9 protein-coding genes are annotated in these 14,836 nt (G+C 54.8%); 2 read left to right on the forward strand and 7 right to left on the reverse strand.

The window, feature by feature from the left end:
- Positions 1-185 precede the first annotated feature (185 nt).
- The 6 genes from BDD14_RS30875 to BDD14_RS30900 all read right to left on the reverse strand — a co-directional run bounded on the left by BDD14_RS30875 (position 186) and on the right by BDD14_RS30900 (position 7,816).
- Complete coding sequence (locus BDD14_RS30875; protein WP_130425388.1) at positions 186-1,145, reverse strand: IS5 family transposase; 960 nt, start codon at positions 1,143-1,145, stop codon at positions 186-188.
- A 390-nt stretch (positions 1,146-1,535) separates the two neighbouring features.
- On the reverse strand, positions 1,536-3,935 hold the full coding sequence (locus tag BDD14_RS30880; RefSeq protein WP_130425390.1) for a DEAD/DEAH box helicase: 2,400 nt from the start codon (positions 3,933-3,935) through the stop codon (positions 1,536-1,538).
- A gap of 382 nt (positions 3,936-4,317) precedes the next feature.
- Entirely contained in the window at positions 4,318-4,977 is a 660-nt protein-coding gene (locus BDD14_RS30885) for a hypothetical protein (RefSeq protein ID WP_130425392.1), read from the reverse strand.
- A 10-nt stretch (positions 4,978-4,987) separates the two neighbouring features.
- Positions 4,988-5,569, reverse strand: a complete 582-nt coding sequence (locus tag BDD14_RS30890; RefSeq protein WP_130425394.1) for a hypothetical protein — start codon at positions 5,567-5,569, stop codon at positions 4,988-4,990.
- Between the two features lie 119 nt (positions 5,570-5,688).
- A complete protein-coding gene (locus BDD14_RS30895) occupies positions 5,689-6,294 on the reverse strand; it encodes a Uma2 family endonuclease (RefSeq protein WP_130425396.1) in 606 nt (201 codons plus the stop codon).
- Between the two features lie 130 nt (positions 6,295-6,424).
- Complete coding sequence (locus BDD14_RS30900; RefSeq protein WP_130425398.1) at positions 6,425-7,816, reverse strand: DUF6094 domain-containing protein; 1,392 nt, start codon at positions 7,814-7,816, stop codon at positions 6,425-6,427.
- 444 nt (positions 7,817-8,260) lie between these two features.
- Here BDD14_RS30900 and BDD14_RS30905 point away from each other — a divergent pair, with 444 nt between their 5' ends.
- Together BDD14_RS30905 and BDD14_RS30910 are read left to right on the forward strand one after the other, a co-directional pair.
- Entirely contained in the window at positions 8,261-8,719 is a 459-nt protein-coding gene (locus BDD14_RS30905) for a hypothetical protein (RefSeq protein ID WP_130425400.1), read from the forward strand.
- Positions 8,703-9,551: a P-loop NTPase gene (locus BDD14_RS30910; RefSeq protein ID WP_479724029.1), complete on the forward strand. Its 849-nt coding sequence runs from the start codon at positions 8,703-8,705 to the stop codon at positions 9,549-9,551. Before BDD14_RS30905 ends, BDD14_RS30910 begins: the two co-directional genes overlap by 17 nt.
- An 838-nt stretch (positions 9,552-10,389) precedes the next feature.
- On the opposite strand, the gene BDD14_RS30915 is transcribed toward BDD14_RS30910, so the two are convergent.
- A complete protein-coding gene (locus tag BDD14_RS30915; protein WP_242618410.1) occupies positions 10,390-12,939 on the reverse strand; it encodes an RHS repeat-associated core domain-containing protein in 2,550 nt (849 codons plus the stop codon).
- Between the last annotated feature and the right edge of the window lie 1,897 nt (positions 12,940-14,836).

The raw sequence follows: 14,836 nt of genomic DNA on the forward strand, positions 1-14,836 counted from the left end.
AACTTCCCCTTCCTGCTCTTGAAACTCCGCGTCTAACCCGTGTCACCTAGGGAGCGTCTGCGCAGGGTTTGATTTCTTGATGATGGCGATCCTGCATTGAAGACGGGTGATTTTGGTGGGGTTCGGGTCGAAGCTGAGTTTGATTTGCACCCTCAAGAGTCCGGTCTCAGCAGCCACCGGACGCACTACGCCCCCAGTACGGCCAGGCGTTTGCGATGCAGGTAGAGATTGATCAGAGCGAAGTTCGCGCAGAGCCGGTGATGGTTCTTCGCGATGCCACGATAGCGCACCTTGTCGAAGCCGAAGACGCGCTTCAGGATGCGGAACACATGTTCTACTTTCGCTCTTACTTTCGACTTGGTTGTGTTCTTTCGTTTCGCTTCTTCGTCCACATAGTTTTTGAACTTCGTCCTGCGGCAGGTCATGTCCTGCGCGTGTGGCGCGGCCTCGTGGATCGCCTCTGTCTGGCCCTGATAGCCGCCGTCGCCCCACACCTTTCGCTCTTCGCCGTGCAGCAGGTCGGGCAGCATGTGCTTGTCGGCCACCGAGGCCGCCGACGTGCAGACCGAATGCACCACGCCCTCTTTGCTGTCCACCCCGATATGCGCCTTCAGACCGAAGTACCACTGGTTCCCCTTCCTGGTCTGGTGCATCTCCGGGTCACGCTCGCCGGACTGGTTCTTGGTGGAGGAAGGCGCATGGATAATGGTCGCATCCACGATCGTGCCTGTCGCAATGCGGATGCCCCTGGCCTCCAGATGCACGTTCACAGCCTCCAGCATCAGACCGCCCAGATCGTGCTTCTCCAGCAGATGGCGGAAGCGGCAGGCGGTCGTCTCGTCCGGCGCCGGAGCGACGCCCAGGTCTACACCCACGAACCGCCGCAGCGCGGCAGATTCGTACAACGCCTCTTCCACCCCGGGATCCGACAGGTTGAACCATTGCTGAACAAAGTACGTCCGTAGCATGATCGAGAGGCCCACAGGTTGCCGTCCGTTGCCCGCCTTCGCGTAGTGCGGACGCACCAGAGACTCCAGCGCCGACCACGGAACCACACGCTCCATCTCCTCCAGAAACAGCTCCCGCCGACTCTTCCGACCGTACTTCTCAAACACACCCTGACTCGCCAGACTCTGCTGCTTCATCCCCGCTCACCTCGCCAACCATACGATTAATCAATCAGGACGCGGATGCAGAACTTGTGCAGAGATTCCCTAGTTGGATTTGGGTTGTTTTGGGTACCAGTTCCAGAGACGAGCCTTGCGCATGTAGCGGTGCCCATTTCCAGCACCGGCCCGTCCATCCCGCCATATCCAGGCGCTGTACGTGTGTATTTCGTCGGTGAGTTGAAGTTCGGAAATTGGTGTGGCTACGGTCTGCAACTGGCATCGCAACGCTCATAAAGATCCTCCCGAGCCTCCTTTAGCTTTTTTATCTAATCCCCTATTTATCGGAGTCGGGGAGGTAAAGCAGATGGGAAATCAAAAAGAGCGGCACACGCCGAAACGTATGCCGCTCCCTGGACTGTCGGCCGGTTAGCCGAACAATTGCATTTGGTCCTCATACTCCACAACAGGCTGCTTGCGGCGCGAGGATTGTTTTGGTTTCATGGCAGCGAACATGAGAACGTTCGTCTGCGGCGTTGGGATGGGGTCGGCGACAATAACGGAAGTCTCGACCAAGAACGGCGCGCTCTCGGCCTCGGGTTCGGCTACCTCCTCGACGACAGCATCAAACGAAAGCTCGTCTGTACCATCGAAGGTGAGATCACTTTCCGCCGCTACCTGTTCCAGTACCGCATTCACCTCAACGGTGGTCGGTTCCGGCACATGCAGAGCACGTTCGCGCTCGAGGTTCTGCCAGATGGCGTCTGCAGATTCGCCGACTCCGCCCTCTTCGAGCAGTTCGCGAACCATGGACGTCATCATGTCATCGTCCTCCTCGAAGCCGTCCAGGCCTTCACCGGAGAACTTGCCCTCCATCATCATCGCCACCAGCAGCTTCTTCCCCATCAGGCGAATCTGGGACTCTTGCGCAGTTCCCGTATACATCAGGAACTTGACCCGGACAGCATGCTTCTGACCGATACGCCAGGAGCGACGGCTTGCCTGCCTCAACGTGTACAGAGAAAACCCTGTCTCGTAGAAGTAGATAGTGGGGAATTCGAGGAGGTCTAAGCCCGTCTCGACCAGCTTGGGATGAGCAATAACAACCTGCACACCCTCAGCAAGACGAGCTTCGTACCATGCCTCTCGTGCGTCGGTTCCCACCGACGACTTGAGGACAGCGGTACGGAGGCCAGCCTGTTCGAAGACCCACTTCAGACGAGCCGTGACGTCATGAGCGCCCGTATAGGTGGCGAAGACCTGAACGCGGCGACCTTGGGTAATTTCTGCATTCACGTCGTCGAGTAGTGCCTTCTCCTTCGGGTACAACACACCCTGATCGAGGTCCGCAGGGTCGCATACGTGAACCGTTTCCAACTCCCCAGTCTGCTTATCCCGAACCTTCGCATACAGCGTGTTGAAGCCGAACGGATGGTCTGGATAGCAGAGCAACGTGTTGAGCATCAGACTGGTAAGGCTTGCGTTTCTCGGGTACTTCTTCAGCGCATCCTTGATTGCGTCGCGGATGTCGTTGTAAGCCTTCTCCAGCTCGCCCTCCAACTGCACAGGAATGACGCTCTCGTTATACGCCGGCATATTGGCCGCTATATCCTCGAGCGAAACGAACGCAGTATTCTCCATCAGGTATTTGCCGAAGAGCAAGGGACTGCATCCTGGCTTTCGCTTGACGGTGACTGACGCCTTTGAGGCCTTCGAACATGAGTTGTCTTCGACCTCGCGCTTGACGATCTCCTCAGAGACACCGTAGGTGCTTTGGAATACGCTGCGACCTTCTCCACCCCACGCATAGCCTTCCCGAGCCATTTGCGGGGCATCCATGCGGTAGAGCACGTTGTAGAGGTCGTCGGCGTAGCCGCCCATCATCGTCCCGGTGAGACCGATGAGCTTCTTCGCAATACGACCAAGCACAGCCAGACCGTTGCCCTGGGCGGTGTCGCCTCCGAGCTGGTGCAGCTCGTCGGCAATGGCGTAGTCGAAGAAATCATGCATGTAGCGGCCCATGTATTCGAGCGGCGCCATGCGCTGGATCTTGCTCTTGTCGGCCTGCCAGAGCGCAGTATGGACCTTTGTGCCGTCGCTTGGGCGGGCAAACGTCTCACTAAGCTTCCGGTTGTCGAAAGACAGACGGGTCAGATTACCGCCCGTCGAATCGTCGACGGGACGGCCGCTATCAATGCTGACCACGTTTCCGAGGTTGGGACCGGATTTTGCGACATTGAATGCATGCCGCCAGAAGTAGCTCAGCTTCCCTTTTTCTTTGCTCATGACAAAGAAGGCGTTTTGGGGGCAAAGTTTCTTGAACCCTTTGGGTCCCATCAGGCGGAGCTGCGAGACCGAAAGGCTCAATCCTTTTCGTTCGATCTTGCCGTTGCGATAAACCACTTCGACGACGCCGTGTGGCTTGCGAGGATCGCCGTTGTTACGCATGTCTTCGACGAGAAACACGCGCACGTTGGGGATGGTCATAAAGACTTCGCGAGCCCACTTCTTCGGCAGATGCGGGGGGCACATAACGATCGACGTGAAGCGCTTTCCATTCGCATGGACGAAGCACGTAGCCATCGACATCAGAGTTTTGCCCGTGCCGCATTCTGCCACGATGCGCGCGGAGTTCGCTGTGATGAGGCTCTTCGCGGTCCCCATAATCGCAAGGGCCTGCGCCGGCAGTGGACGTCGCTTCAGTTTGGCGATCTCTGGTGAAAGCTCGTCTTCAGGCTTGTGGAGAGGTTGATAGGATTCGACAATGCGGTCTCCGAGGGAAGACGCGTATTCCCTCAAATAGTCAAAGATAGTGTTCAATGCAGCCATGAAGCGCCTCCAAGTATCCGAAAAAAGGAAAGGCCAACTCTGGTGAGTTGACCTGGTGCCACGTTCAGCAATGGTTTGGTGAAATCAGGTTGTGAGCGGTTCTGCTTCAGCATCCGAAAAGAACTTCCCGCTTTTCAGATCGTCTAGATACCGCCCAAGCGCAGCCAGCATTTCTTTGTCGGAGTAACAGAGCATGATCAACTTCGTGCGACCGCCAGGGAGACGAAGGTAAAGGCCGGAAGCGAGAAAAAGCCTATGAGCCTTCTTCTCCCTGTGCCAATATGCCAGTGCATCTGCCTTGCGTCGGAAGAAGGTGCGGTACGGAACTGTGTCGTCGCAATTCGCGTCGGTGTATCGAAATTGCTCGATTTCCCATCTCTTCTTACGCAAAGGATTCCTCGGATTGAAAACCGGACAGCAGGTCGTGGATGCCGTATTGCCTCCACTGGACCGGACCGTCGCACTTCGGGAGGTCGAGCATACCGAGCTTCACTTGTGAGCCAATCCAGGCCATCACCTCGTCCCGTGTTGTGGTTACAACAACAGGGGAACAATTGAAGCCGTCTATCGCCTTGATCTTGTCCGTGCTGCGCAACATGTGGACTCCCGCGTCAGCCCACTCGGGTGAGGCTGGAAGGCCAAGGAAGGACACAACGCTCGCCCAAATGAGTTCCTCGTCATCATGCAGCACCGTCACCGAACCTTCTGTGCCGTTGAGCATCAATTTTTTGGAAAAGGCGAGCATGTGCCGTACTGGCCGGTTTCTTCCGGGGATAGGCAAGTAGCCGCGGTAGGTCGTCGACTTGTCGCCCATGCACAGGTTGAGCGTCGCTCCATCTGGCAGGGTGGCAGTCAGCTGGGCTCCGGTGCCGATGGCGGCAGAGATAGTAGCCATCTCAGAATCATTTCCGAAGACAGAAAGCATTTGGGTATTTCCGTCGTTCGTGGCGAATCGATCGCACCAAACCTGCACGCGTGTCGACCAGTTTTTGGTCGACACGGAGTATTGCACCTGCGCGAGTCGAAGGTGAGCGTTCTTCATGGAGTCCTTTTTAGTGCAAAAGCATCTCTTCGTTGAGTGAGAGGCGAACAACGTCTCCGGGGATGAAGCGTGCATCCTGATAGCTGCTGGATTGCACGAAGCCACCGTAGGTATTGGGGTAATATCCGCCGTAGCGCCCTACCAGGACCGCCGCGGTGGTTCCGAAGGATTGGAGTCTTTGCTGGTTGATCTGAATCCCCGTACGGGTGACTGAGTTGGTCAGAATCGGAATGCTGTAACTGCCGTTGTCACCCTGAATGGTGATGGTAACTGCCTCAATCGCGATCCTGGGCATGGTGTTGCTGTAGCCGCCTCGTTGTACTTCCGCAACGCGCAGGGTGACAGGTGTGCCGGCAGGCAGGAGCATGCGTCCGCTCTCCACGAGATCCACTGCCAGATAGCCAGTGAATTGGATCCCGGGCACCGCATTCCGGCTCGAGATAGACTGTTCGACTCGAACCGGCAAAACCATGCCGTTTCGGAGCGAGCGGACTGGTGGCGCTGGCTGGTTACCTACCGGTCTTACACTGGCCGCCTGAAGGTAAAGGGGTGCAATTGCCAAGGCTACAGCAAAGAGAAATCTGCGAAACATAGGGTAGCCCTCCCATGGGCTGGGTGACGTGAAGTGGTCGATGTGAAAGCAGAAAACCCCAAACGGTTGGAAGGCCGTTTGGGGCATTGGTACGAAAATTGAATTTATGAAGAGTGGTTTTAGACCCTGTAGCTCGACCAGACTTCGTTGAGATCAAGCACAAAGCCTTCTACCGGACCAGAGCCAGCTATTTGCTCACCAGTCTCCTTCCGGGGATCCTTGCCGGCTTCATATATATAGACAGCGCGAGTATAGGGATCAACCAACCAGCCCAGCTGAACACCGTTGGCCAGCCAAAGCTCCATCTTCGAGAGAGCTTTGCTGAGCGCATCGCTTTTTGAGCGAAGCTCGACAACGAACGCCGGAGCGAGGTGAAGGAAATGGTCAAGTTCCTCGTTAGTAAGGCCACCTGACTGTTCATCCGTGATGTAAGCCGCGTCGGGACTCTTAGATGACCGATCAGGCAAGAAGAATCCCGCACTGGAGCCGCATACACGTCCTCGTCGATGTGTCTTCCACCACACGCGCAACTGCGCGATAATCTCGCTGTTGGCATCGTCTGTACGAAATCCCGCGGGTGCGTTCACTACGATCTCTCCTTCTTTGGTTCGTTCGAGTGCAACATCCGCGTTGGTCGCGCACAGCTGCTCGAAGTCGTCATCGCTCAACACCGGCTTGATGACCAGCGTGCTAGGCATCTTCGGGATTTCGAGACCTGTGCTCATGCCCATTATTCTAAGCCTCGATTGGTTCAAAATGCAGTATCTTCATGGTTTGCCCCGGTAAACCATTGAATTTCCATGAGTTCTTCCGAACAGGGGCGGGAGGAGGAGGAGCCGAAACTCCTCCCAGGGTTTAGTTCTCGCTCGGCAACAGGATCGTTGTTACCGATCGATCTACTTCGGTGATGATGTTCACTTTGCCCTCGGGGCTTCCGGGAACGTTGTAGCTGGAGAAGATCCGGTCATCCCCTCTTTTCACGGCCTCGTTGCTGGAGTTTGCATCGAACTCATCCACATCCCCCCAATCGCCGCGCTTGTGGCGTTCAATCAGGGCATACGGATTGAATCCCCGGCTAACGAGAGCTTGTATGCCCTGCGTCATGACAAGGTGACCTAGCTCAAAGAGCTTGCACGAGTCAGGATCATTGAGCCGCGAAACGATGGCCGCGTCCTCCACAACCGATTCCGAGTCTGCAGGAGTTTCGACCTTTGGTCCGTCTTGGTCCTTCTGCTTCGTCTCGGTCAGTACGAGCGTTTCGCCCGAGGTGAAAACGAGTGCGAGCTCATTCGAGAACCGTTCCTTCGTTCTAATGATCTCTACCCCGTCTTCAACTTCGGTCGTCGTTGTTGTGTGCTTCACAGGACGCCAGCGCGCCAGATGCCGCTTCTCGCCTTGGCCAAACACTCCATTGAGCATTCCTGCAGTTGCCAACAAACCAACGTGGCCGCCATGCAGCGGTGTGATGGGCCGACCCCCTGCAACTTCCGTCTTCGGAAGCAACAGCGGGATAGCCGCCTTCCATGCATTACTTGCCATCATCCGGTCCTCGATCTCATCCAGCGGCAAGCCGTTGTAGGCGATCTCGACATTCCCGGTAGGTGGAACGCTGTACATGCGGTCCGGGTTGGGCGACAGAAGCGGACAACTCCACCGATCTGCCATGATCCGCCCTACGCGCTGGCGCCAGAGGTTCTGATCGTTGCCGTTGTTGTTGTGGCGAACCCCGAAAACGGCACACTGGTCGTACTTCTCGGACTCTTCGCCACCCATGCGGTAGATCTGGATGTCCTTGAAGCGCGTCGTAAGCGTTTCCATTGTGTCGTACACAGCTTTGAAGGGGATGACCATGAGGAGAATGCCCTTGGGCTTCAGCCAGCTATAGGTGTGGCCGAGAAACAGCTTCTCCATGCGCTGATTGGCGAGGGGGCCTACCTCGAAGTCGTATGGCGGATTCAGGTAGAGGAAGGAAAGACGTTCAACGCGGGCACGCACGTCAAAGACATTGCCCTGAATCGTCTGGATGCCGGATTCCTTGGCGCTGATTGCCCGGTTTGCATCAAGTTCGACTCCATAGAGCGTGGTCTGCGAGCCAGTGGTCAGAGCATGGAGCGCTGCACCTGTGCCGCAGCATGGGTCGAGAGCCGAAGTAGGCTCATTGGGGAAAGAGAGACGCGCCCGGAGCATCGGGCCTTGTTCAACGGGAAGTGGGTAATAACCCAGTTTTAGACGGGCCGCAATCCTCACGTTTTTGTCCTTTAGATCAATTTTTTGGGGGGGGTGGTGGCGAATAAACCATAACTTTGCGCACGCGCAAGGTTATGGTTTCTACCAAAAGTTGCAGGTGGTAGTGGTGATGGGGTGACGGTGGGTGGCGGTTTAGAGCTCAGGGGGTAAGGTGCGATTAGCCGACCACCCGGAAACGCAAAAGGCTCCATATTTACGGCTCAATGGGCCCACGTCCCGTAAGCAACAACTGAGAATCGCAATTGTCGAAAATTGGACGGTTCAGTCGCGACAGGGATCAATCCAAGAGAGACGATCAGCTACAGAATCGTAATCGTTTCATACTTTTACTTCATATAGATTTCTCCTGCGCTGCCGATAAACAGCGGTACAGGAGACTGCGACCTGGCCTCCCCCCAACGATGACGTGGAAGCGCTGCCCAACTGTCCGTGAGACTGGGACGATTGGTTCTGCGGGCAGAAGAAGGTTACGTGCTAATCGGCATTTATAGCAGCTGGCTGGTCCTGGTCTCGTTATTCGTGGCGATGTTTGCCTCCTACACGGCACTGGATATGGCCGGGCGCATCACGGCGTCCCAAACGCGATTTGCCGCGCGCTCGTGGCTAGGCGGTGGCTCATTCGCGATGGGGCTAGAGACGTTGGTTATGTCTCTCCCTGAGTTCCACGCATTGGTCGAACATGAGATCGGTGACCGTCGCCCCGAGCCCGATACGATCAACGTCCTTAGAAACAAAATTCCACAGCATCTCAGGGAGGCTTACGACGCCGAACCTGCGGCAATGTTGCGGCTGTTGGAGTCGTGGATTTACGTCAATGACGAGAGCGTGACCGAAATCCCGAACACGAAAGAGTTCCTGCGCGGTTCGAAAACCGACCTGGTCGCTGATTGCGCAGGAGCATAAGTTCAAACGAGATGTTGAGGATGAACTGTGGGATTGGACGCTAGAGTTCAGCACAAACCCGAAATCAAAAAGCACGGCTGTGGTGCTAACGGCGCCCGCGGGCTACGGCATTACCACAATCATGGTGTCCCAGGCGCTCCGGATTGTTGATGGAGGTATCGGGCCTGCCTTCATGCTCCGTGAGGGGGCCGAAGTCAATGAAGGGGAGGTGGGGTTCGCCGCAAGCTTATTTCCCGACGTTGACTGCTATCTCATCGTCGATCAAGCTCGGGACCAATTAGCGAATATTCAAAACGCAATGGCCCAGCGACGACTGGCAAAGAACAACACGCTGTTCATTATCAACGTGAGGCGAAATGAATGGCTGTCGCCGAAAATACGATTTAATGCGAAAGAATTCGAGATTGAGCCACTATCTGACACCGAGATTAACCGGCTACTGGACTTCTTGGGGGCGGAAGATTCTCTCGACAAGCTGGCTGAGTTGGACCGGGAATTCCAATTCAAGATCGTCAAGGACAAACACGAAAAGCAGCTTGTTGCGATGCGTGAGGCTATGGCCGGTGAGGGTGTTGGGTTTGATTCGATCATCGAAGGCGAGTATCCAAGCATCGATGAGGAAAACTCTCCTTCGGTTTCGCGTGATCTATACCTGCTTGTTTGCTGCTTCTATCAGCATGGCATGCTGATACGCCGCGTCAGCGGCCCATGCTCAAGCCCCGCACGAACTCATGCTGTTGCGCCGGACTTCCTGCGCCCGAGGGCGTTTCCGCCCGGACACGCGATGTTTCCCGGCGGAAACGAACACAGCCCAGGTCATTGCATGGGCTGACGTTTCCGCCCGGAACCATTTTCGGCTTCCACACGACCCCGCAAGGGATGGAGTGTCAACACCCTTCCGGTGCGAAGCACCGCGCTCGCACCCGCGATGATTCCGGCGTCAGAACTGCATCCTATTCGCCACCGATTGCGCATCGATCACAACGCTGATTCCACGATGGTTCCCGCACAGCAACTTCAAGTTGCTGCGCAGCAACCTGACAGCACCGCTTTTCTCTTAGCCGCCTGATTCGATGATGGTTCCCGCAGAGGAACTTTAGGTTCCTCTACAGCACCCATTCTGGGGTGACGTGTCATACCTCCAGCCGATGCGAAGCAGCGTGCTCTTCCAGAGGTAGGGAGGATGAGGGGCCAGCTACACCCCACGAACACGCCTACGGGCTTACCAGCGAGCGGGACAGGCTACTTCGTAGGCGTCTCCGTCGCTCATATGTCGGTCGCTTCGCGCGAGACCTCATTCCATGTTTCGGGGAGCTTCCTCGTCCGAAGCTTGGGATCAACGAAGAGCAAGTACAGCTCCTGAAGTCGCCCCTCGAACTGCGATAGCTGGACGTTGATGGAGCAACCGTCGTCCGTCTGTATCCACAGCTCCCCCACAGATTCCCTTCTCGACTTCGCTTTAGGGTTCTCCGATTCGGGGGCTTGCAGGCGGATACAGACGCCCTCATCGCATGGCCCTTCGGCGACCACTTGCGTTCGGCTGATGTCGGCATTTCGCCATTCATCATTGACCTGCAAGATGTCGCTTATCCAACCTGCCTCACGCTCTGACAGCGGCCTCGGCTCGATCTCTTTTGGCTCGTTGCTAACTTTGCTCCTTCGCGGCCAGATCATTTGTTGAAGCCTCCCATCACGTTCTTGATGATGACTTGGCCGCTAGAGTTCATGAAGCCTGTAAAAGCGATGATCGTTCCATTCACCATCGTCTGGCCTTTGATGACGCCCTGCTGGAACTGCCCTGAAGCGATCCCCGCAGCAACAGCAGCTCCGACAGCAGCTTTTACTTCACTGGCAGTTGCCATCACCATCGAGTGCCCGGCTTCCCATCTCATGCCGTGCTGAAGAGCGAACCTGATCCCGCTGCGACCTATTGCGCTGGCGATTTCTGGAGCTGCCATTCCTGCCGCAACTGCTCCATACGCTACTCCCGTTGCGACTGTCGCGTAAGTAACAGCCTTGTCGGCTGCTCCGAGAGTCTGATATCCCTGCGCGTTGTTGCCCCAGCCATAAGCGATGCCCGGATTATTAGGGATCGACGCACCATTGAGGCTTGCGACTCCACCACCGCCAGAGTAGGGCGTATACCCCACGTCGATGCCGCCAGCACCGTTGCCCTTGATAGAACTCATATCCACGGTGCCAGCGATATAGTTCTTCGTCTGCCCGTCCCCGACCTTTACGTTGTCGCAGTTACCAGAGGTAACCGATACCTGCTCCGTTGTGTTGCTCGTCCTCGTCTGGACTACGCAATCGTGGCCGTCAGGATCGACGTTCGTGAGCGGATTATTGTGAACGTAGCTGTACAGATTCAGTGATTGGGGATTCTCAAAATCGGCACTTGGAACATCGACAGGGCCGAAGTCCATATCCGCATAGTCGGGGGACATGAACCGCCCCATCGTACTTCCGAAGTAGCGCGCGCCGAAGTTATCCAGCCCCGACTCTGTATCGCGTTCTTTGCCGGTGAATTTGTAGTGATTCGAACTCGGGCCGGAGCTGTTCTCCTGTCCGAAAGGTAGGAACTGGCTCGATGTCAGGAGGGCTCCATTGCCGTCAGTTAGGACCTCGGCTGAGCCAATCCGGCCATTGTGATAGAAAGTGGAGCTGCTTTGAGCATTCAGAGGGTTGATAGAGGTATCGGACCGGGCGATCCGCTGTCCGTTGGCAAAAATGTAATCGCGCCAGCTTCCATCGCTGAGTCTCTCGGCGAGTGTTTGACCACCGAAACTGACATATTCGGTATAACCTCCATCTGCCCCAATCTTGTGAATTCTTGTGCCATCCGCGGCATAAAGGTAACTCTCGAACGGCAAAACGTTCCCAAGCATTGCAATTTGCGTAATGTTGCCATCGGCATCGTAGTTGAATTGTCTGACGGCGCCATTTTGATCTTGATCGCAGAGCTGGTTTCCCGCACTGTCATAGGGGGTTATCGAGCCTGCGCAGGGGAGATCGGTGATTCTGTTGGTCGCCGGATCAAAGTGATAGATGGCGTTGCTTCCATTCATTAGCGACATATTCCCGACTGAATCGATCTGGTATTGCTGGGCTAAGCCATTTAGGGAGGCCGTGCGAATTCGATCTAGGCTGTCGTAGGTGAAGCTCTGATTATTCGCCGCATTTAAAACATCTTTTATCTGCCATACGCTGCCCGTGTTTCCACTTGAGAGCGCATCGCAGGCGGGGAAAGAAGTTGCAAGCGGGTTCGTGGTCAAGCCGAAACAGTAGAGCTTCTCTGAATAGAGAGCACCATTGGATAGATTGACAAAGTTTATCGCGTCGATCTGCTGGCGATTGTTGTGGTGATACCCGCTCGCCGTTCCGTTGCCATAATACAGCCCTTGGACACTTCCGTCTGGCCAATAAGAAGCTGAGGACAAATAGGGAAAACCAATAGGTTGACCATTCCAGCTGTCATAGGTGACGGAGTTCAACCATCCTTTACTATTCCAGTCCTCAATGATCCGTCTTCCATCAGGGTAGGTCAGTGACTTTATATTTCCAGCCAGATCGTAGGAAGCGGTCACGGTGACGGGCGTTCGTGGCGTTGCAGGAAGATAAGTGGCCTTCGACGTCATACGTCCCATTGAATCGTAGAAATATATCTCGGATTCGCCCGTCGGGATGCCAGGCGAGTTCGTCGTATACAGGAGCCGACCTATGCCATTTGCTATACTCGGCGATACGACGTCGTAACCATAAAGATAATTAAACCCCGGAATCCCACTACCGCCCGCTGAGGTCTTATTAGTTAATCGACTCAGAACGTCATAGGTATAGTTCACCGTAATCCCACGGGCATCGGTCTTCATCGAGAGGTTGCCGTTCGCGTCATAACCATTTACGCAATTGCTCCCGCTCCATTGTCCGTAGCAAGTCGTTCCGGTCTCAAGGTTCTTGGCAGTGAGAAGATGAGACAACGAATCATAATTGAAAATTCGAGTGTCAGATACACCAGCTTGTTGGACACTCTTCAGATTATCTAACGAATCGTACGTGTAAATTGTGCTGGCGCCCGCTGGATCGGAGACCGTAATGAGTCTACCCAGGGCATCGGAAGTCCTGTCCCAGTGGTGACCAGCTTCATCAGTGAAACTTACGGTTGGACCGTTATAGCTCGATACAAGATTCGTTCCGTCGGGCTGTAAAGAGTTTGTCACTCTACCCAAGGAGTCTCTGGTATAGGTTGTGGATCCGTCCGTAGAAAGGGATGAGCCTGAATGTGGATTGAAGACAGTCCATGGCCGACCCATACCATCATATTGAGTCTCTGTTGAGGTCATGTAACTTGGATCCGATTGATCTTGTATTTGGGTAACGTGTGCCATCCCATCTCGGCTGCTTTTACTAACATTTTTCAGCAATGGCGATGTCGACATCAACTTAGAAACCGTCACGCTGGGTGTTGAATCATCATAGTCGTAGTTTGCTTTGCCGCCGTCAGGATAATCGACTTCTTTAAGACGATTGAGCGAGTCGTTATACATGTAGCTCGTAACCTGATTGTTAGGATCAGAGGAGGACACGACTTCGCCAGTGGTGTAGTTATAGGAATACTGAAGCCGTTGGGAGACGCCATTTGCCGGCGGATATGTGATTGTCGATACATAGGCATTCGATTGTCCAGCCGCATTACCTCCCACCGGACTGTCCGCATAGGAATACGTGGTTGTATGGCCTGTTCCTACCATGTCAGAGCAAGCAGTATTTCCGCACGGGTCAGTTTGCGAAACGACCTGACCGGTCTCATCATAGGCGTATGTTGTCGTAGGCGATGTTCCGGAGTTGGACCAAACGACGACTTTCGTGAGGTTGCCGCGGGAGTTTGGTGAGCCATCCGGATTTTGGCTCGCCGGCGCAAAATTAGTCTCATTGTGCGTTCCGCTCGGTAACCCGGAAACGCCCGCAGTTGCCATATTTGTGATGTCAGAGCAATTAGTTTGTTGGCCATCGTAATAGTAGTCGGTTTCAGCGGCTCTCTGGCCGGTTGAATCGTAAACCACCTGCCGACACGGTCGATCCGTAATCGCCACCGAGAAATTTGCGATACCGGACGAATTTGTAGGAGCCACATGCTGTCCGGATAAGAACTGATAGGTCTTGACAGTTGCGCGAGTCGGACTTCCTTGAGGATTTGATCCAATGTGCGCACAGGAATATGGAGGGAACACGCCAGTCACGGGCTGTGTGAACGTTGGCGCTGACTGACCGTAGTCGTATTCGTCCAATTCTGCGACGTCGGTTCCAGCATAGCAGTAAACGGTTTGATTTGTGGATCCCCCCATCGAGACTTTTCGGCTTACAACTCTATAAGGATCTGCCCAAACCTCATCAATCGTCTTCAGTAAATTCTGCTCTCCCCAATCGTAGTATTGGACGGAGGTCTCGACAGGAAGTTGTCCTCCTCCTACAACAGGATCCGCTGGAACAGATCCATACGTGTAAATTGTTTTTGATATCTTTCCCGTTATATTGTCCGCTGTTTCAACCGTCGTTTGTTTGCTCTCCCACAAATTTGGATTCGTCGAACTCCACGTGGTTGAGTAAGAAAAGGTTTGGGTTTGAGCGGGGCCGCTACCACTCGAAAAGCCGACTTTCCTTGTAGCTACAACAGGAGTTTTATATCTGTAAAGGCAGGCCTGGCTCGCTGGCGATCCACCATCAAAGACGCCATCAAAAGTGGCCAAATCGGAAAAGCTATCGTTCTGCTTCCAGGTATATTCGACCCAACCTCCATCGGGATAGTCAATTCTCGAAATCAGACCGTACGGGTTGTTGTCATACCTGAACGCAAACTCTCTGCCGTTAGGCAAACTGATTGATGTTACGACTTTGGAGGTTCCATCATTCACTGGGAGCCCGCCGCCTCCTTGATTGGGCAAGGTGAAGTTCGCTGTGCACCCAACTGGAACTGGGAGCTGAGGTATATTCAGTTTCACCGAATCTGCCGTATAGTGTGTCGTCACTGTGGCAGATTGAACTGTATAGTTGAGGCCGCCCGCAGAATATGTAGCCGGGTTCGCATAGGTCTGAGCGAGGACGCTTCTACCCAGAGTG

Source organism: Edaphobacter modestus (assembly GCF_004217555.1).
Lineage (GTDB): Bacteria > Acidobacteriota > Terriglobia > Terriglobales > Acidobacteriaceae > Edaphobacter > Edaphobacter modestus.